The organism is Paenibacillus sp. Z6-24, assembly GCF_054161335.1.
The window spans coordinates 3,520,191-3,538,833 of the sequence record NZ_CP096398.1; the positions used below are offsets into that span (position 1 = coordinate 3,520,191).

17 protein-coding genes are annotated in these 18,643 nt (G+C 48.6%); 4 read left to right on the plus strand and 13 right to left on the minus strand.

Annotation, left to right across the window (positions count from 1 at the left end; genetic code table 11):
• Window positions 1–15 precede the first annotated feature (15 nt).
• The 8 genes from sufU to M1D61_RS15300 form a co-directional block, all read right to left on the minus strand.
• Window positions 16–447, minus strand: a complete 432-nt coding sequence (gene sufU, locus M1D61_RS15265; protein ID WP_458119514.1) for a Fe-S cluster assembly sulfur transfer protein SufU — start codon at window positions 445–447, stop codon at window positions 16–18.
• Window positions 437–1,657 (minus strand): cysteine desulfurase, encoded by a 1,221-nt coding sequence (locus M1D61_RS15270; RefSeq protein WP_458119516.1) that lies wholly within the window; start codon window positions 1,655–1,657, stop codon window positions 437–439. Before M1D61_RS15270 ends, sufU begins: the two co-directional genes overlap by 11 nt.
• Window positions 1,654–2,955 (minus strand): Fe-S cluster assembly protein SufD, encoded by a 1,302-nt coding sequence (sufD, locus tag M1D61_RS15275; protein WP_458119517.1) that lies wholly within the window; start codon window positions 2,953–2,955, stop codon window positions 1,654–1,656. The genes M1D61_RS15270 and sufD overlap by 4 nt, the downstream gene beginning before the upstream one ends.
• A 28-nt stretch (window positions 2,956–2,983) precedes the next feature.
• Window positions 2,984–3,766: a Fe-S cluster assembly ATPase SufC gene (sufC, locus tag M1D61_RS15280; protein ID WP_458119519.1), complete on the minus strand. Its 783-nt coding sequence runs from the start codon at window positions 3,764–3,766 to the stop codon at window positions 2,984–2,986.
• A gap of 1,262 nt (window positions 3,767–5,028) precedes the next feature.
• Window positions 5,029–5,625, minus strand: coding sequence for a DUF1802 family protein (locus M1D61_RS15285; protein WP_458122522.1), 597 nt, complete (start codon window positions 5,623–5,625; stop codon window positions 5,029–5,031).
• Complete coding sequence (locus M1D61_RS15290) at window positions 5,625–5,885, minus strand: hypothetical protein (protein WP_458119520.1); 261 nt, start codon at window positions 5,883–5,885, stop codon at window positions 5,625–5,627. Before M1D61_RS15290 ends, M1D61_RS15285 begins: the two co-directional genes overlap by 1 nt.
• 269 nt (window positions 5,886–6,154) lie before the next feature.
• On the minus strand, window positions 6,155–6,652 hold the full coding sequence (locus tag M1D61_RS15295; protein WP_458119522.1) for a hypothetical protein: 498 nt from the start codon (window positions 6,650–6,652) through the stop codon (window positions 6,155–6,157).
• 288 nt (window positions 6,653–6,940) lie between these two features.
• Window positions 6,941–7,408: a Dps family protein gene (locus M1D61_RS15300; protein WP_046215541.1), complete on the minus strand. Its 468-nt coding sequence runs from the start codon at window positions 7,406–7,408 to the stop codon at window positions 6,941–6,943.
• Between the two features lie 254 nt (window positions 7,409–7,662).
• Here M1D61_RS15300 and mtnA point away from each other — a divergent pair, with 254 nt between their 5' ends.
• Together mtnA and M1D61_RS15310 are read left to right on the plus strand one after the other, a co-directional pair.
• Window positions 7,663–8,757, plus strand: a complete 1,095-nt coding sequence (gene mtnA / locus M1D61_RS15305; RefSeq protein WP_458119524.1) for an S-methyl-5-thioribose-1-phosphate isomerase — start codon at window positions 7,663–7,665, stop codon at window positions 8,755–8,757.
• A gap of 310 nt (window positions 8,758–9,067) precedes the next feature.
• Window positions 9,068–9,607 carry a hypothetical protein gene (locus tag M1D61_RS15310; protein WP_458119525.1) on the plus strand — a complete coding sequence of 180 codons (540 nt, stop codon included), beginning with the start codon at window positions 9,068–9,070 and terminating at the stop codon, window positions 9,605–9,607.
• Window positions 9,608–9,820: 213 nt separating this feature from the next.
• Here M1D61_RS15310 and M1D61_RS15315 read toward each other — a convergent pair whose 3' ends face one another.
• Window positions 9,821–10,204, minus strand: coding sequence for a DUF423 domain-containing protein (locus M1D61_RS15315; protein ID WP_458119527.1), 384 nt, complete (start codon window positions 10,202–10,204; stop codon window positions 9,821–9,823).
• 238 nt (window positions 10,205–10,442) lie between these two features.
• Between M1D61_RS15315 and M1D61_RS15320 the strand changes: the two genes are divergently transcribed.
• Entirely contained in the window at window positions 10,443–11,297 is an 855-nt protein-coding gene (locus tag M1D61_RS15320; protein ID WP_458119528.1) for a DegV family protein, read from the plus strand.
• A 271-nt stretch (window positions 11,298–11,568) separates the two neighbouring features.
• On the opposite strand, the gene M1D61_RS15325 is transcribed toward M1D61_RS15320, so the two are convergent.
• Together M1D61_RS15325 and M1D61_RS15330 are read right to left on the minus strand one after the other, a co-directional pair.
• Entirely contained in the window at window positions 11,569–14,241 is a 2,673-nt protein-coding gene (locus tag M1D61_RS15325) for a PAS domain S-box protein (RefSeq protein ID WP_458119529.1), read from the minus strand.
• Window positions 14,242–14,314: 73 nt separating this feature from the next.
• Window positions 14,315–15,169 carry an alpha/beta hydrolase fold domain-containing protein gene (locus M1D61_RS15330; RefSeq protein ID WP_458119530.1) on the minus strand — a complete coding sequence of 285 codons (855 nt, stop codon included), beginning with the start codon at window positions 15,167–15,169 and terminating at the stop codon, window positions 14,315–14,317.
• A gap of 328 nt (window positions 15,170–15,497) precedes the next feature.
• Here M1D61_RS15330 and M1D61_RS15335 point away from each other — a divergent pair, with 328 nt between their 5' ends.
• The gene (locus tag M1D61_RS15335; RefSeq protein ID WP_458119531.1) at window positions 15,498–16,220 is read left to right on the plus strand and encodes a 4'-phosphopantetheinyl transferase family protein; all 723 of its coding nucleotides are present in this window, start codon (window positions 15,498–15,500) and stop codon (window positions 16,218–16,220) included.
• 85 nt (window positions 16,221–16,305) lie between these two features.
• On the opposite strand, the gene M1D61_RS15340 is transcribed toward M1D61_RS15335, so the two are convergent.
• The gene (locus tag M1D61_RS15340) at window positions 16,306–17,403 is read right to left on the minus strand and encodes a Gfo/Idh/MocA family protein (protein ID WP_458119532.1); all 1,098 of its coding nucleotides are present in this window, start codon (window positions 17,401–17,403) and stop codon (window positions 16,306–16,308) included.
• On the minus strand, window positions 17,400–18,533 hold the full coding sequence (locus M1D61_RS15345) for a UDP-glucuronosyltransferase (RefSeq protein ID WP_458119534.1): 1,134 nt from the start codon (window positions 18,531–18,533) through the stop codon (window positions 17,400–17,402). The genes M1D61_RS15340 and M1D61_RS15345 overlap by 4 nt, the downstream gene beginning before the upstream one ends.
• Window positions 18,534–18,643 lie beyond the last annotated feature (110 nt).

An 18,643-nucleotide genomic window follows, 5' to 3' on the forward strand; every position in this document is an offset into this window, starting at 1 on the left:
TGTAGCCTCCCTATCTTAATTGTTCAAGCTGTCTTCGCCGATTCCTTTGCGCAGGGCATTCCAGGCCAGAGTGGCACACTTAATGCGAGCAGGAAATTTATTGACTCCGGATAGGGCTTCGATCTCTTCGTATTCTGCAAATTCCACTTCTTCGCCTTTCATAAGGGCGGAGAAACGGTCTGCCAGCTCAAGTGCTTGTTCATACGTCTTGCCTTTAATCGCTTCCGTCATCATGGAGGCGGATGACATACTGATTGAACAGCCATCTCCCGAGAATTTGGCGTCCACTACCTTGTTGTCTTCCACCTGAAGCTGCAGGGTTATGCGGTCACCACAGGTCGGGTTATTCAGTTCAACCGTCATCGCTCCATCTTCAAATGTACCGCGGTTGCGTTGATTTTTGTAATGATCCATAATCACGCGGCGGTAAAGATCATCAAGTTGCATCGCCAAAATACTCCTTTGTCTGAACCAACGCTTCAATGAGTCTATCCACGTCTTGTTCATTATTATACAGGTAAAAGCTTGCGCGTGCCGTAGAACTTGCTTCCAGCCATCTCATTAATGGCTGACAGCAGTGATGTCCGGCACGAATAGCTACCCCGTAAGTGTCCAGCACGGTCGCCAGATCATGAGGATGTACACCTTCAAGGTTGAAAGTAACAATACCCACTTTGCGCTTGGCCGGACCATATATTTTAATACCCTCAATCTTGGACATACGCTCCATTGCATAGTTGGCCAGATGGGCTTCATGCTCTTCAATCTTGTCCATACCGATCTCGGACAGGAAATCGATCGCTGCGCCCAGACCTACCGCACCGGAAATGATCGGCGTACCGCCTTCAAATTTCCAGGGAGCATCTTTCCAGTCGGATTCATACAGTCCTACGTCATTGATCATCTCGCCGCCGAATTCGATAGGTTCCATCTGTGCCAGCAGCTTGCGCTTGCCGTACAGTGCACCGAATCCGGTCGGTCCGCACATTTTGTGGCTGGACAGGGCGTAAAAGTCACAGTCCAGGTCCTGCATATCCACCTTCATATGCGGTGTACTCTGTGCGCCGTCCACGACCATAATCGCACCGTGACGGTGGGCAATCTCGGCAATTTCCTTCACCGGATTGACGACACCGAGTACGTTGGATACATAGACGACCGAGACGATTTTGGTATTTTCATTGATTACTTTTTCCACATCGGCCAGATCGATATTGCCATCCGGCTGCAGTGGGATATATTTCAGCGTCGCTCCTGTCCGCAGCGCGAGCTGCTGCCACGGAATCAGGTTGCTGTGGTGCTCCATCGGGGTGACGACGATCTCGTCTCCGGGCTGGAGACGCGGACCGCCATACGAGGAAGCGACCAGGTTGAGCGCTGTTGTTGTACCACGGGTAAACACAATCTCTTCACTGCGTTCAGCATTGATGAAACGGGCAATCTTCTCGCGTGCACCTTCATAAGCGTCGGTCGCACGTGTTCCCAGTGTATGCACACCACGGTGTACATTGGAATTGTCCCATTCATAATAGTGACGCAATGCATCCAGAACAACACGCGGTTTCTGTGAAGTTGCCGCATTATCCAGATACACAAGCGGATGTCCGTTTACTTCCTGGTGTAAAATCGGAAACTGCTCGCGGATGAGCTCGTTCACTGTCCGACTTTCCTTTCCACCAGTTCCTGCAGACGAACACGCAGCTGTTCCAGTGGAATATCAGATACGACCGGAGCCAGGAAGCCATAAATAATCAGTCGTTCTGCCTGTGCACGGGAGATACCGCGTGACATCAGGTAATGCACCTGTTCAGGGTTAACCTGTCCTACGGATGCCGCGTGCCCTGCCATAACATCATCTTCATCGATCAGCAGGATCGGGTTGGCATCACCACGTGCTTTCGGGCTGAGCATCAGCACTTTCTCTGCCTGCTCACCGTTGGAACGGGTAGCGCCTTTCTCGATCTTGGTAATTCCGTTAATGATTGCATTGGCTTCTTCACGCATAACCGCGCGGGTCGTCATCTGGCTGGTGGAGTCTTTGCCAAAGTGAACCGCTTTGGTCGTATAGTTCAGACGCTGTGCGCCAGAGCCTACAGCAATAACTTTTGCATCTGAAGTGGAGCCGTTGCCTTTGAGAATCGTCGCGGTATCGGTTACGGTGTTGCCATCGTTCATTTCACCGATAATCCATTCGATGGATGCATCGTTGCCGGTTACCGCACGACGGTAGCTCATATCCGTTACGTTCAGACCGAGCTGGTGAACCGTCGCATAACGAACTTTAGCTCCGTCTTTGGCTACAATTTCGACGATACCGTTATGCACACGGCTTGCCTCGCCAGTGGATACATAGTTGTCCACGTAGGTTACGGAACTGTTGGTGTCGGCAATAACGAGTACGCGCGGTGCAAATGTTGCTTCTGCATTTTCCGTTACAAATACAGCTTGCAGCGGGATGGATACTTCTACGTTTTTGGGAACGTAGAGGAATGCTCCACCATTCCACAGTGCTGCACTCAGTGCAGTCAGCTGGTTTTCATCGTTTTTGACAACTGTGGACAGATGCGCCTGTACCAGGTCGCCATGCTCACGTGCTGCTGTCTCCAGATCGGTGAAAATGATACCCTGGGCTTTCATCTCATCCGACAGGCTGGAGTAGATCACGCCGGAATCCTTTTGAACGAGCAGGTTCGCCGATTCTTCTTCATTGACCAGCTGGCTTACCACTACAGGCAGTTCCTGCAGAGAAGCAACCGGACTTACAGGCTGATACGTACCATAGTCTGCAAGATTCCATTTATCGATTTTCGTTTTTTCCGGTTTGGGCAGTTCGAGCCGGGAAGCGAGTTCCAGAGCGCCCAGGCGGCTGTCCGTCAGCCAGGCCGGTTCGTTTTTTTGTTGGGATAGTGATTTGAGAGCTTCCGTGTTAAGCGGAAGTATCGTCTGCAATGTCATTGTGTAGCTCCTCCTTCCGTACAGTAATTTACGCTTCTTGACCTACAGTTTCGTCAGTGATGCCGAGTTCTTCTTTCACCCAGTCATAGCCTTCTGCTTCCAGACGGGCTGCCAGTTCCGGACCGCCGGATTTCACAATACGGCCCTGCATCATAACGTGTACATAGTCAGGCGTGATGTAGTTCAGGAGACGCTGGTAGTGAGTAATGATCAGGAAACCACGATCTTCATTGCGCATTTTATTTACACCGTCTGCTACGATGCGCAGAGCATCGATATCCAGACCGGAGTCAATTTCATCAAGAATAACGAGTTTTGGATCAAGCATCATCATTTGCAGAATTTCGTTACGTTTTTTCTCACCACCGGAGAAACCTTCGTTCAGGTAACGGTGAGCAAACTCAGGGTTCATTTCCAGCTCTTTCATGCTGCCTTCCATCTGGCGGATGAATTTGATCAGGGAAATTTCTTTACCTTCTTCACGGCGTGCGTTGATTGCACTGCGCAGGAAGTCGGAGTTAGTTACACCCGTAATTTCACTTGGATATTGCATAGCCAGGAACAGACCTGCGCGTGCGCGCTCGTCCACTTCCATCTCCAGTACATCTTCACCGTCAAGTGTTACAGTACCTTCGGTCACTTCATATTTGGGATGTCCCATCAGTGCGGAAGCCAGCGTACTTTTACCGGTACCGTTAGGTCCCATGATCGCGTGGATTTCTCCGCCTTTCATCGACAGGTTAACACCTTTAAGGATTTCCTTGTTCTCGATTGTTGCTTTCAGACCTTCAATGACGAAATTTGTTGCCATAATAGTCGTCCCTCCAAATAAGTAAGTAAGCAGCCAAATAGATCAATTTTGATGTATCGTCTATCGGCATGCTTCATAAAATGATCGTAATACCATGTTCACTTGTTAAATCATACCAGTAAAGCGATGTTGACCGCAAAAAAATATAAGCAACAACATTGTAAGTTGCCTTCTTCTCCAGCGGCTCTCCTCTTCCCGGCATGATGGTCAACAAGCTGCATATGATTGACTTTTCCTGCGGACATCAGGCTGATTTGCAACCCGATCTGCACACATTTATCATAACAGGGAAAAACCCCTCATTGTTCGATAGCCAGATCTTTTGCTGTGCAAAAATCCTTTTCTACAGAACCACGCATATCAAATGCCCAGCATTTCATCCATTTTAGATAAAGTCTAAGAATAAATCTTTCTTAGAACTATTCTAAACTGATTCTCAACGATTCTCAAGTATTTTATAATAATTTCAATATAGCCGCAATGAACTACAGATATCTTTCACCTTATCTTAACGTGAATATCAGGAACATGCCAGAGCAGCATGAGGTATTATATGGGGAAAAGTGTGCGATGACTTGTTGCTGCATGTGTTGGAAAAACTACAACGCTCCCGGGGAACCTCGCTGCACAATTGGATCGGTCTTCTGCCCTCCGTTAAGAATCGGATATCCTGAATTTCCGCTACCGCGGAAGATATCCAATTCTTAAATGAGGCCGCTCCGCTGCTGAAGTCCGATTCCAATTGCTCCGCTAGGTGCAGATTGGTCATTTTACTTTTTTATAGTAAAAAAATTTGCAAATCTGCAAGACAAGCTCTCAAGTATTCATATTTATTGAGCACAGTCTTCCCTTCATCGTTCCGATCATTTGAAGGTGACACTGTGATTCAGAAACATTCATTTAAATAAAAAATCTTTCCTTATGATCATTCACAACGCTTCTCTTCATCACATAACAATTAAAATGATTAAATCTTTCAAACCAATTATTCTTTACAAGCCTTTAAATCTTTAAGCCCTTCCAAATTGCCCCATCCCCTGTGCGGGGGAAAGTTGTTTGAGGGAGCACGGAGCGGAGGGAAGGGAATTGTCCGGCAGGCCGACATTTAAGAATGGATATTCCCGCTGTACCCATTTCAGAATATCCATTCTTAACCGGAGGACAGCCGGACGATCCCTTCCCGCAGCCGCCCCTGCCCCCTCAACCCTTCTTTCCCCCGCACCACCCCAACCCATAATAAAAAGCCTGACCGATCGCCTCAGTCAAGCTTTATGTGTTGGAATGTTCTGTTCCTGCAGCGATTGCAATACAACAGATCGCATTCTCTCAAACTCCGCAGCGTCCAGCACCGGCGTCAATTCGCTCGTCACCGAACCACTTGGTATGGATATCCACGATTTGCAGCCGTTATACTGCTCCTCTATTGGGATGTCCACCGGTCGTTCAATTATATATACCCGCAGGATTAGCAGATGAAGCGGGTTTTTCTTTTTCCAGCGCAGGCGTTCTTCGGCAAAAGTATCGGTCCAGATATGCGTGTCCCGCAGCCGGTTTAACTGCTCCTGATCATAGATTTCCAGATCATCCGTCACTTCGGCATACAGGCGTATGGTCGCAGTATTCTGCTCCGGCGACCAGTCTGCCATTGACTCGTCGACCAGATGCTGATATTCCGGTTTGAGCAGTTCACGACGCTGATGCTCATAGGTCGGATACAGATAAAAAGCATTTTCTTTCAACTCAAAATGGCGTGTTTCTTCCACAATGCCGCCTTTACGCATCAATAGAATCTGTCTGCCTTCCTCCAGTGCTCGAATAGCGGATGCCCATTCCTTGAGGGCAATCACCTTTTTGTTCATCAAATAGTCTCCTCCTCTATAAATCCAATACTTTGGTAAATGGCAGCCCGAATCAGTTCTTCGATTCTTTCATCCGCAGAGAAAATCAATGCGACAGGAAGTTCGACAGCATGTATGCTGCCTGGATAGATAACAATATCCTGCATCTGCATTTCGAATCGAAATCCATCTTCAAAAGAAATACCATCCCGATCCCGGTAACAATAGATTGCAGAAATGTCTTGGTCCTCTACAACAAAACGTCCTTTATCCAGATACATCTTTTGCAAGCCTCCTGTCACCTATAGCTTTCCATCACCCTATCTTTCTTTATTATAAAAGAAATAAAGGCAAATGACTGTATTCCGTTACAAATGAAAGCCACTATTTGCAGTTTATGCAAACAGTGGCTTGGATGTAGTATGCACTGGAGAATAATTTACAGCCTATCTACAGTATAGTATGTTCCGGCAGCCAATGATCTGACCCCAGCCCAAAGATCAGCAGCAATTCATGTGCAGACCGGGGAATTCCAAACAGGCAATATCGATTACCAGCCACCGCCTGTTGGAATCCAACGGTCATAATAATCAAACGTCGTATTACCATACACTCTAACCGGTCCATCCGTTTCCTTGAGTCGGTAGGTAACACGATAGTCGCTCACATCTTCCGGAAACCTGGGATAATAGCCCATCTTATAATCATACTTACCGGATTTTGTAAAGGTTACAGAATGCATGGGAACCCATTGTTTATAGTAACCATAAACTTCATAAGAAACAGTCAATTCACCCTGCCCTTGCATGACAAACGAGAAAGATACATCTGCCTGGTTATTCGTTGACCATTGTGCAGATGTATCCTGTTCGCCACCTCTGAGATTAAGGTATTCAACCCAGTTATGGTGCAAATCTTCCGGTGGTGGTTCGGTCTGAGGGGAGATCGAGGCTTTGACGCTTGCAGCTCCAAAAGGTAACATAACACTGAAGAACAAAGGTAAGAGGAGTATAAACGACATGCTTTTTAACCAGCCCTTTACTCTCATTTTCATTTCTCCTTTGTACTATTGTCAGACAAAAAAAATCTTCCGCCAAATGATTACGCTTACATTTTTCTTTTGACTTTATCCTTTGGTCCTTATTTACCTCCTTTCTTTGATACAAAAGCTTTCCCTATTAAATAATACCATATTTTTACTTTTATGTATTTAATAATATTTATTTATTATATAATAACGATGTATACAATTTCCATAAATAAAACCGCAACCTGTCATAGGACAGATTACGGTTTGTTTCAATCATCTTGATTGAATGATTAGTTATAAGAGAACTCAGCCCAAGAAAGAGCGCAGCATCCACATGTGTTTCTCCAGATCCGCTTTGAACGCGATCAGCATATCTGCTGTCGGTTGGTCACCGGACTCGTCAGCCAGTTCGATTGTTTCCTGGAACTGCTCACATACAGTAGCAAAGTCTTCAATGATTGTTTGTACCATCGTGCGTGCATCTTCGCTGCCGTTCGCTTCCTGGATACTGGACAGTTCCAGATACTCTTTCATTGTAGCAGCCGGGGAACCTTTGAGTGTCAGCAGACGCTCAGCGATTTCGTCCATTTTCAGGGTCACTTCGTTATACAATTCTTCGAACTTGATATGCAGCGTGTAGAAGTTCTCGCCTTTGACATACCAGTGGAAGTTGTGGATTTTCACATATAGTACATTCAGGTTAGCCACCTGCAGATTCAACAGTTCTTCAATGCGTTTGGTTTGAGTAGAGTTTTCGTTTGTAATGTTAGACATAATCATTATCCCTCACTTTTATGAATTTGGTGAAATCGATAAACATGTCAGGCTCATCTGCATACATCTTACCCGTGCGAGCATTGGACGAAACAATCGGTACCGGAAACAGGGTACTGATGAAGATCGTTTAAACGCAGGCGCAGCTTCTGTTTTATAATGGAATATAGCAGAAAAAAGACTGTGCAAAAGCCTACTTTTCCGATATCCTATATTCTAATGTTTTTAATTATCCAAGGGAGTGATTCTCTATTATGAATAATCAGATTCTATCCAATGATGTTCCGGTCAAAGCTCCATTTGAACCGCTGCTGTCCCTTCGCTGGGCGGATGACAAACTGCTGATGCTGGATCAGCGTCTGCTTCCGGACGAGATTGTGATGCTGGAGCTGTTCACTGCGGAGCAGGTGTTTGAAGGGATTCGTTCCATGAAAGTACGCGGAGCACCGGCGATCGGCATTTCCGCCGCTTATGGGGTTGTACTGGGCGCCTGGGAATACAAAGGTGAAGACGCGGATGCCTGGCTCAAGCATGTACTCAAAACTGCGGCTTATCTGGCAGAGTCCCGTCCAACCGCCGTCAATCTGTTCTGGGCATTGGATCGCATGAACAAGCGTGCCCACCAGCTCGCCGAGCAGGAAGGAACAACCGAGTCCCGCCATGCCGGACTGCTCGCCGAAGCCATCGCCATTCATGAAGAAGACGAAGAAGTCTGCCGTATGATCGGAGTGCATGCCCTGCCGCTGTTCGAGGATGGCATGGGTGTACTGACCCACTGCAACGCCGGTGGACTGGCGACTGCCAAATACGGTACCGCACTGGCGCCGATGTATCTGGCTCATGAACAGGGCATTCAGCTGAAAGTGTATGCCGATGAGACCCGTCCTGTACTGCAGGGTGCAAGGTTGACGGCATTTGAGCTTCAGCAGGCAGGTATTGACGTGACGCTGCTGTGCGACAATATGGCAGGCATGGTCATGTCCAAAGGCTGGATTCAGGCGGTTATCGTCGGCGCAGACCGTGTTGCAGCCAACGGTGATGTTGCCAACAAAATCGGTACTTACAGCGTGGCGGTACTCGCCAAAGCGCATAATATTCCTTTTTATGTAGCCTGCCCGCTGTCGACAATTGATCTGTCTACATCCACAGGAGCCGAGATTCCGATTGAAGAACGTTCGGCCGAAGAAGTTACCCAAGGATTCGGCAAACGTACCGCTCCGGAAGATATCAAAGTATTCAATCCTGCATTTGATGTAACGCCAAGTGAATATGTCACTGCCATTATTACAGAAAAAGGTCTGGTATACCCTTCCTATACTGAAAACTTGCCGAAGCTTTTTCAAGACTAAAACAAGTTGTTAAACGAACTTTATGAATTGAATCAAGGAAAAACTTTATCATTCCATGCGTTATTGCCGGGGTCCGTCGGACCTCGGCATTTTTGTTGTCACACCTGTGATTTATCTAACATTTTTCGACACTTAACCGATAAATACAGTGAGTAGATGACAGACAACTGATCGCATATCCAGAATGATAACTGAACACATCCAGTCCTAAGAACTAACTCTAAAGACCTATTAATGTTTCATTTAAAATGATATAGTTTATTCTGGAATGACGATACCAATCTGATAAAGTAAGCGAGATGGGAGAAATATGACGAAACAGCAGACTAATGATGACACCGAGTTTATATTTAATGTCGACCTCATGATTACCGGACCAAGCAATGCGGTTGCTCTTCAAAAGCTGCTGGAAATCCTTAATAATCAGGAGGAACTGGCAGACTTCCGAATTGTCTCCGGCATCAAATTGGGACAAAAAATTGAAGCCGCTGCGCAAATCCCGGGCAGACAGAGCACTCCTGTTAATGTTGCCATAGCACAAAAAGCACAGGCGAGAACAGCTTTGCGGAAGCAGGAAGCTCCTGCCAAACCAGTCCAACGCTCCGACGCCGAATCAGCTGCCGCTCTTCAGCAAAAAATTGAGAATGACATGACCAGCTGGCTGTCTCTATATATTCAGGGTAATCAGCTGATCCGGCTGACGATTAACCGCCGGGGAGAACGCTTCTCCATCCCCTGCCGCATCCTGAAGTTTGATAATGAAGATCAGACTATCAGCGTATACCATGTGGATGAGAAGCAGGTATACACTTTCAAGCTTAATGAAATTGATGATTTCCAGCATGTATAGACCGGCAAAGTGAACGGATGAAAAACCAAAAAGCGCCTGCGGCAGAGAGCCGTCAGGCGCTTTTTGGTTTTCCTAAGAGGCATTGCATATTTGTGAAAGAATGGACGTGCCCGGAGCAAAAACCCGTATAGCTGTACAAATGTGCAACATGCTGTACGTCTTGCTGCTGTGTTCAACTGTACCTTGGCTGCTGCTATCGGCAGCCGACAGAAATCAGGCTGCTTTTTTGCCGTATCTGGCACCGGCGACAGCAAGTAGAATCCAGCCTGCGATAAAGCACAAACCGCCCAGCGGTGTAACGGCTCCGAGTACTTTGACACCAGTGATACACAGTACATAGAGACTGCCCGAGAACAAAATCACGCCGGCAGTGAACAGTCGCGCCGCCCAGCGCAGCAGCGCCGACTCACCGAATGATCCGGCGAGCAGTGCGGTAATCAATATTGCAATCGCATGGACAAAATGATATTCGACTCCGGTACGGAATGTCTCTATTCTCGCTCCGATAATGGGCTCCAGGATGTGAGAACCAAAAGCGCCAATTCCTACACCAATCATGCCCAGAATAGAACCTGTAATAATATACGTACGCTGCATATTAAGCCTCCTGTCAGATCATTTCCGATTTTATCCTGTAATAAACACAATCTGTGTTATTATAGCCTATCACAGATCATTATTTTGTGAAGAAATCATGAATGCCTGTTCCAACAGTGGTCTGCCCGAATCATGCTGCATATGTTGACAAACTGCAAGTCATGGTATAATAGCCCGAGCTGTGATAACTCACAGTGCATTTTAATATGCCTATGAACCGTGAAGACAGGAGAATGTTATGAATTCCATTCGTATTTTTACAGACAGTACCTGCGATCTGCCAGCCTCCTGGCTGGAGGAACATCAGGTGGTCATTGTGCCGCTCTATGTCACTTTCGGTGATCAGGTGTACCGTGATGGCGTGGATATCAAGCCTGCTGAGTTGTATCAACGCGTTCAGCAGCAGGGACAGCTGCCAAAGACGTCCGCTCCTTCACCAGCTGATTTTATACATGCTTTTACACCTGTCATCGAAACGGGACAGGATATTATCTATATCAGCCTCTCTTCTGCCCTATCGTCGACGTATGCCAATGCGTGTATTGCTGCTGACGAATTTGACGAAGGCCGGGTCACTGTGCTGGATTCACTGAATCTGTCGAGTTCGATCGGCCTGCTCGTTATGAAAGGTGTTCACGCTGCTGCATCGGGTGCATCCGTGTACGAAATCATCACGTTATTGACCGAGGTACGGGGACGCATCGAGACCGAGTTTGCTATCGATTCGCTGGAATATCTATACAAGGGCGGACGCTGCTCCGGTATGCAGAACCTCATTGGCAGCCTGCTCAAAATCCGGCCGGTGATCGAAGTGACACCGCAGGGAACGCTGGTGCCGGCATACAAAGTGCGCGGCAAGCGGGAAAAGGCGGTCGAACAGCTGCTGCGTAATACGCTAGCCAATGCAGACCGGCTGGATGAAGAAGTGATTTTTGTCGTTCATTCCTTTGCTGAGGAAGAAGCCAAGACCATGCAGGCGGTACTGCAGGAACAGACCAATGCACGTCAGGTCATGATTACCGAAGCAGGCTGTGTCATTTCCAGTCACTGCGGGCCCCAGACGATCGCCATCATGTACGCTACGCGGGCCTGATCGCTGTTTGAACCTGTATTCTCGCCAGTAGTGAGGTCGATGATAATCTATCTGCTGCTATTGGCAGCAGATTATATGCCAAAAGGCGCTTATGCAGATCACAGATGATCTGCATAAGCGCCTTTTGGTATTGTCTGCTTCTGTTGTATATCGTATCGGCAGCTTCATCACTGTATCTCTCGGCGGTGGGCAGTGATTATGCTTTTACGCAGATCCGTTTCATTTAGCCCAGCTGTCAGAAGCCCAGCTGTCATTGTAGCTTCCTATCCGGTTATTCTCCGTCTTCGACCAGTTTGAGCGGAAGAGTAAAGTAGAATGTAGAGCCGACATGCTCCCTGCTCTCCACCCCGATAGAGCCATTCATCAGTTCAATCAGATTTTTGCTGATAAACAAGCCGAGTCCTGTACCGCCATACTGCCGATTCATTACCTGATGTACCTGGGAGAAGGACTGGAACAGATCGCCCAGACGGTCTGCCGGAATGCCAATACCGGTATCAATAATCCGGAAATTGATCAGCATGCCATGCTCTCTGGAAATATGGGAAACTCCGACCACAATCTCCACCGTTCCCCGATCAGTAAATTTGAGCGCATTGCCGATAATATTCACAAGTACCTGTTTGATGCGGACCATATCTCCACGGGCCTGACGCGGTACTTCCTGATCGATATGCTTCTCCAGTACCAGATGCTTCTCCTGCGCTACCGGCAAAAAGAAGTCATAAACCGATTCCACCAGTTCATGCAGATTGAAAGTTCGCTCTTCCAGCCTGATATTGCCGTTCTCCAAACGGTGCACATCGGTCACGTCATCCATCATTCTCATCAGTTCTTCGCTGTTCTGGCGAATAATATCCATATAGAACCGCTGCTCTTCACTCAGCGGCGAATCCTGTACCAGCTCGGACATACCAATAATGGCATTCATCGGTGTGCGCAGCTCATGGCTGATCATGGAGATAAACTGCGATTTGGCATAAGCTGCCCGTTCAGCGGACTCCTTGGCTTCCATAATAGCTTTTTCATTCGTACGGTCACTGAATACAACAACTACCCCAATAATCTGCTCACGGTCATACAGCGCATTGGTCTGATAGGAGACAAAGAAACTCGAACCGTCCCGCCGGAAAAAGACATCTTCTGTGACACGGCGGGAGATCCCATCACTCATCGTCATCCCTACCGGATTCCGGTCAGAGGCGTAAGCTTCGCCGTCTGCACGGGCCTGTACGAGCGATTGCTGTACCGGCACACCGATAAATTGTTCTCTTGGAAGCTGCAGCATTCTCGCTGCTGCAGCATTGATAAAAATTCCTCTTCCCTGTGTATCGACACCAAAGATACCTTCTGATACAGAGCTCAGGATCAGATTATATTCCTTACTAATATTCTGGATCTGTTCCAGATACCGCTTGTTCTCCGTTACATCGGTCGCAATGCCGAATACACCAGTCACTTCACCGCCGACAATAATCGGTACATTGGTAAAGTTCACTTCCATCCGGTTGCCGGAGAAATGCACGAGGGTCGTGTCATAATTTTGCGGCATGCCCATACGCGCCTTGTTAAAATGTTCCCGTGCTGCAGCCTGATTGTTTCCATCGATCAGCTCGGTAAAATGGATATGTGGCAGCCTGGCTGCCGTATAACCGCTCTGAATCTCGGCAACCGGATTCAGATTGAACAACTGTCCTTCCAGATCAAAGGAGTAGACACCGGATGGATTATACTCCACCAGTGATTTATACCGCTGTTCACTCTCCAGCAATTGCTGCTCTGCAAACTTGCGGTCCGATACATCTCTGGAGACGGCTACCACTGTGCCGCTGATCCCGTCCATTCTGCTAGGGGTGTAGGTACCGCTTGTCTCCAGCCACACATAGTGTCCCTCTTTGTGACGGAAACGGAACGTTACCGTATGCTGCTCCTGTGAATACAGAATGGCCTGCAGGTAGATCTGCACCACTTCGTAATCTTCCGGATGATAATAGCTACTGGCACTTGTGCCGAGCAACTCCTCCACCTCGTACCCGAGCAATTTTTTCAGGGAAGGGGAAGCGAACAAAAAGTTTAGCTGCTCATCTGCCGTATGGGTGGAGATCAGATCCATCGTCGTATCGGACAACATCCGGTACTGCCGTTCGCTCTCGCGGATTAGATTTTCCATCAGACGCTGTTCGGTAATATCCTGAATGGTGCCAAGCATACGCTGCGAATCGCCGGATATCGAAGGTACCCGGCGACCGCGAATTGACACATTCCGGACTTCATGGTGCTGCCCCGTCAGTCGGCATTCCATATGAATCTGCCCTTCCTCCATCGCCTGCCGAAAAGCTTTACTCACTTGGCTGCGGTCTTCCGCATGCACATTGGCCAGAAAGCGCCGATACATCAGCTGCGGCGAATGATGATTCAAACGCAGAATTTCAAAAAACTTGTCCGTACAGGTAAGCTGCTGTGTATCCAGATTCCAATCCCAGCAGCCGAAGCCTGCAATATCCTGAGCCAACGCGAGACGTTCTTCACTCGCCTTGAGCTGCTCGGCAGCCTGCTTGCGGGACGTAATATCTTTGGCAGCACCAAATATGCCGATGACCCGATCTTCTTTGAATACCGGGGCATAGGTAATATCCAGGATAATCACATGTCCTTCTTTATGATAAATTTCGGTCTCATACTGAACAGACCCGCCTTTTAGTACCTGTTGAAAATACGGTGAACGAAAATGAAGCCTCGCTTCTCCGAAAATCAGCCTTTTATCAATATAGCGCAGCTCTTCCAGAGAATATCCGCTTATGCGCAAAACTGCAGGATTAGTATAGATATAATTACCGTCCAGATCCATTACATAGATAGCATCGGGATGATGTTCAAACAGAGGACGGTAGACTCCATTTTCTTCAATTAAATTTTGGAGAACGTCATATTCGTGATTATCCAATTAATGATCCCTCTCAATCTTTCATATGTCATGGTCTTATATCGTCATTTGGAACATGTTTGTGTAATCTTACTCAAGAGCCTCGGAGATGCACCGCAAAAAATCGGCTGACCGCCTCCATAACATCCTGACGCGCCATCAGAACCGTCGAGGAATGACGTGCACCTTCCAGTACATACATGTCCGCCTCTGCACCCGCTTCCAGCAAAGCATCATACAGGAAACGACTCTGCCGCAGCGGGACCATCTCGTCCTGATCGCCGTGCATGATCAGAAATGGCGGCAGTCCTGCGGCATCTCCCGCCTGAATATGGGTCACGGGATTGGATTGTGCCGCATTATCGGCCTTATGCCGGATCGGTCCCCCCATCAGCAGAGAAATGACCGGCAGTTCATACTCGGTCTGGAAATCCGCCTGCACATCGATTGGTCCGCAAAAGTCAACCACAGCAGTCACCTGACTGGATACGCCCTGCCAGTCTCCATTTTTATCCCATTCCGGCTGGCTGCCGGTAACGCCGGCCAGTGCGGCCAGATGACCGCCGGCCGAGTGCCCCCATATGCCAATGTGCTCTGCGTCAATACCATACTCTTCCGCATGAGTGCGCAGGAAGCGGATTGCGGTTTTTACATCTTCCAGCTGTGCCGGGAAAGGTGCCCGGTTGACTGTCCGGTACTGTATGCAGGCAATAACATAACCCTGTGCAGCCAGTTCGGATAATACAGGCACATGCTTGTAATTGTCTACGTCTACCCATGAACCTCCTACTACCCATACGATCAGCGGCAGAGGGATATGGGATACCGGCCGCAGAATGTTCATTTTGAGGGATGAACCATTCGGGAATCGGGTGAACTGCACATCGGGAATCAACTGTACAAAATAATTTTCTTCACTCTGATAAGGTAAATGTTTGATCTCTGACAAGGTATTTCCTCCTTATTCCTGAATCATCTATGCATATCAACTGTTTCTATCATAATCGCTTTCGCTGCTTTTTCCTAAACGGGCAGGTTACTTTATCGCAATCATTCTCATCTTAATACATTTAATTTTTAATTAAAATAGATGTATGTAAGCACTGCTTTGGGCTTGCTGGCCTCCAGGGTGTATTTTGCGTATATTGACGCTGACTGGATTATTCGTCAATATATGGTTATGCGTATTCTACAGCAGGGTATTCCATCATGATGAAGCTCCATTGGGCCTGCAGACCGAAATATGTAATAGCTTGACCGAAAGCGAGGATCTCCTATTGATTACTGTTACTGGTGTATATGTGCCCGACTTAATTCCAGAAGATGGCATGGAACGTCTGCGTGAAGCCGTATCCGAGGAGAGAAAGCAAGCTTCCCTCAAGTTCCACAGACAGCAGGATGCCCAGCGCAGCCTGATTGGCGAAGCCCTGCTGCTGCATATTTTGCGCGAACGTTACCATCTGTCCGCCGGATCCGTATCTATTGCCAAAAATGCTTATGGTAAGCCTTATCTGGAAGAATATCCGGATATTTATTTTAATATTTCACATGCCGGCGACTGGATTGTATGTGCGGATGGTACCGTCCCGGTCGGCATCGATATTGAACAGGTGCGTCCGATTGATTTTGCGATCGCCGAGCGCTTTTTTACCGCATCCGAGTACACACAGCTGATGAAGGCTCCCCCACAGCAACAGCTCCAACTATTTTACACGTTGTGGACATTGAAAGAAAGCTACATTAAATATATAGGCAAAGGGCTATCTGTACCGCTCGATTCATTTGCGATCACGATTGCCGACAATGGAACGGCAAAATTATGTCCCCCACGGCCGGAAGAGGATTCCTCCGGCAGCTGGGAAGATCATGCCGGTCAGATCTGTTATTTCCGCAAAATCATGATCGATGCCAACTACCAGCTGGCGATCTGTGCGGCCGAAGCGCTCGGACCAAAGCCCCTCGTTATGCTGAACTGGCAGGAGCTTGGACCCTATAACTGATATTTGCCTTTTCATTTGCAAAACCGCCTGCCGGCTTCCTATTTGGAAAGCCGGCAGGCGGTTTTTGTGAAAAAATATCGAACGGCTACAACTTTGGCATCATGATCCGGCTGCGGGCAGAGGAATAGATGCTCGACAGCAGTCTGATCCGTTCTGCGGAGTCGGTGAATGGAAGATTGGGCTGATGACCACGAACCACATCACTGAAAAAGCGCAGCTGATTGACGTAATAATTGACAGGTTCAAATACATGCTGACGCACTTCCCCTGTCTCGACGCCGTTCTCGAGCATGGCCACCTTAAACTTCAATCGGTAGAATCCCAGATTGCAGCGGAAGAAATCATTGATCGTCAGGATGGCATGTTCAAAGTATAAAATATGTCTGGATGCATAAGGCTGTTCAAAGGAAAATAAAGCCTCGGCGATAACACCAGTCGGCAGCTTTGCCTCGGCTTCAAACGTCCAGTCACAGCCATGGGGACCCTGAAAATCCGATCTTCCATCGAACGATGCTCCCCCGGTACCGGTGATCGCCTGCAGAAATTGCAGCCAGTAGCAGCCCAGATCCCAGAAGCAGCCACCTCCCTGCTCCGGCTGGCTGCGGTAATTACCGGCATGGCCATCCCGGGCAGGAATGGTAATGCGTGTCCGGATACGCTGCAGCGCTCCATAGGCGCCGGATTGTATCAAGTGACGCAGCTCTGTCTGCCATGGATGATGGGCGGTCATGACTCCCTCGGTCAGATGAACGCCATACCGGACGGATGTTTCTTCCAGATTATCCAGTTCACTGGGGTCCAAACAGAGCGGCTTCTCTACCAGCACATGCTTGCCGGCAGCAAGCGCACGCTTGATCCAGGGGGCGTGCAGCCGGTTGCTGAGACCGATATAGACCGCATCCAGCTGCTCATCCTCCAGCAGTTCGTCAAGGCTGTCGTACACAGCCGGGATGCCATACTGATCTGCCATCTGCCGGGCCTTGTCATAGGTGCGGTTGGCGGCTCCGGCGATCTCGATGGCAGAGACATGGGCAGCCGGCTCCAGCACTGCGCGCGGGACGATGCCCGAACAGCCCAGAATGCCCAGACGAACCGATGATTCCTGCTGTTGCCGGGAATAAAGGGACATCAGATACTCATCGGTACGTACCGGCAGCTGAATCACATTATGATTGTCGATCATAATGTCCCCCTTATCCCGGCGGGCTCGAGTGTACAGCATTCGATATATTGATCCACATAACCAGGCAGCCGACTGCGGTCACGCCGCAGGCGCTGATGCAGCTGCTCCAGAATCCGATGATCGCCGCCATATTCACTCATCCAGCGCTGGTAGGTCATCCCGTAGCCATACTGCTCCCACTGTTCCGCATTATGACGTTCATGCTCTCCGAACGGGTCCAAAAAGATAACCGGTGTCCCGGAAGCAAATGAATCCGCGAGCGTCCCGCCGCCCGGCTTGCTCACAATCGCCAGCACGCGGCGCTCCACTTCACAGAGCAGATGATAATCGTCATGAATCCGGTACGTTACCGGTTCACCGGACGTACACTCGGCAAAAGGCGGAAAGGTATGTCTGCCCTGCTTATCCCGGTTCCAGGTGCGCCACTGCGGGTCCATCCGGTAATACCGTTGCCCCCGGTCACTATTGCCAGGTTCATCGCCTTCGTACAGCACGATATCGAGCGCATATCCCGTCTGTTCCAGATGATCCAGATGCTCCCGGTATGTACCCATTCCCCAACCTCCGCCATGTACGAGCAGCCTGCGTTCCCGCTGTTCATACGGCACGACCGGATCGGAGTCTGTAATATCGATATACGTCTGCATCGGCTGCTGTGGTTCGCCGAACAGCCAGACTTTCCGGTAGCTGTCATGCAGCTGGCCGAGGCGCTTTTTGACATTTCGCCATGAGGGCGAGTCGGATACGTCCAGATACAGCAGATCGACCTGCAACCGATCTGCTCCGACACGTTCCCTGTACATATCCAGCAGGTAGATCCAGTGTCCGGACAGGCATATAAAATGCTGCCTCCCCTCCGCCTCCCAGCTGTGCAGCAGATGCTCCATCTGCTGTTCATCCATACTTTTGCGTATATCCTGAGGAATTCGCTGTGACATCAGAGCCACCGAGAAGTCCTCATGATAGGCTCTGCGGCTGTTGTCGACCTTGTCCCGCTGATCGCTGTTCATTACATTTTCAAAAACAAGCACTTCTGCCGGAATGCCCCGGCGTCTGAATCCTGCCTCCACAAGCAATCCGGGAGTATAGAAGCCCAGCCCGAAGCCCGAGCATAAAATGGTTACTGTCATAGGAATCATCCTTTGCATTGAAATTCCGATCACATCTATACGGTCAGGCTGTTCGATGAAATATTTAAATAAAATGAAGTAATTGACAAGATCTTTTGCCGATCCCAAAA

Bases quoted from the DNA above. Each gene is read 5' to 3' on its own strand.
- sufU (WP_458119514.1), bottom strand. From the start codon at position 447: ATGCAACTTGATGATCTTTACCGCCGCGTGATTATGGATCATTACAAA.
- sufD (WP_458119517.1), bottom strand. From the start codon at position 2,955: ATGACATTGCAGACGATACTTCCGCTTAACACGGAAGCTCTCAAATCA.
- sufC (WP_458119519.1), bottom strand. From the start codon at position 3,766: ATGGCAACAAATTTCGTCATTGAAGGTCTGAAAGCAACAATCGAGAAC.
- M1D61_RS15285 (WP_458122522.1), bottom strand. From the start codon at position 5,625: ATGAACAAAAAGGTGATTGCCCTCAAGGAATGGGCATCCGCTATTCGA.
- M1D61_RS15290 (WP_458119520.1), bottom strand. From the start codon at position 5,885: ATGTATCTGGATAAAGGACGTTTTGTTGTAGAGGACCAAGACATTTCT.
- M1D61_RS15295 (WP_458119522.1), bottom strand. From the start codon at position 6,652: ATGAGAGTAAAGGGCTGGTTAAAAAGCATGTCGTTTATACTCCTCTTA.
- M1D61_RS15300 (WP_046215541.1), bottom strand. From the start codon at position 7,408: ATGTCTAACATTACAAACGAAAACTCTACTCAAACCAAACGCATTGAA.
- mtnA (WP_458119524.1), top strand. From the start codon at position 7,663: ATGAATAATCAGATTCTATCCAATGATGTTCCGGTCAAAGCTCCATTT.
- M1D61_RS15310 (WP_458119525.1), top strand. From the start codon at position 9,068: ATGACGAAACAGCAGACTAATGATGACACCGAGTTTATATTTAATGTC.
- M1D61_RS15315 (WP_458119527.1), bottom strand. From the start codon at position 10,204: ATGCAGCGTACGTATATTATTACAGGTTCTATTCTGGGCATGATTGGT.
- M1D61_RS15320 (WP_458119528.1), top strand. From the start codon at position 10,443: ATGAATTCCATTCGTATTTTTACAGACAGTACCTGCGATCTGCCAGCC.
- M1D61_RS15340 (WP_458119532.1), bottom strand. From the start codon at position 17,403: ATGATCGACAATCATAATGTGATTCAGCTGCCGGTACGTACCGATGAG.
- M1D61_RS15345 (WP_458119534.1), bottom strand. From the start codon at position 18,533: ATGACAGTAACCATTTTATGCTCGGGCTTCGGGCTGGGCTTCTATACT.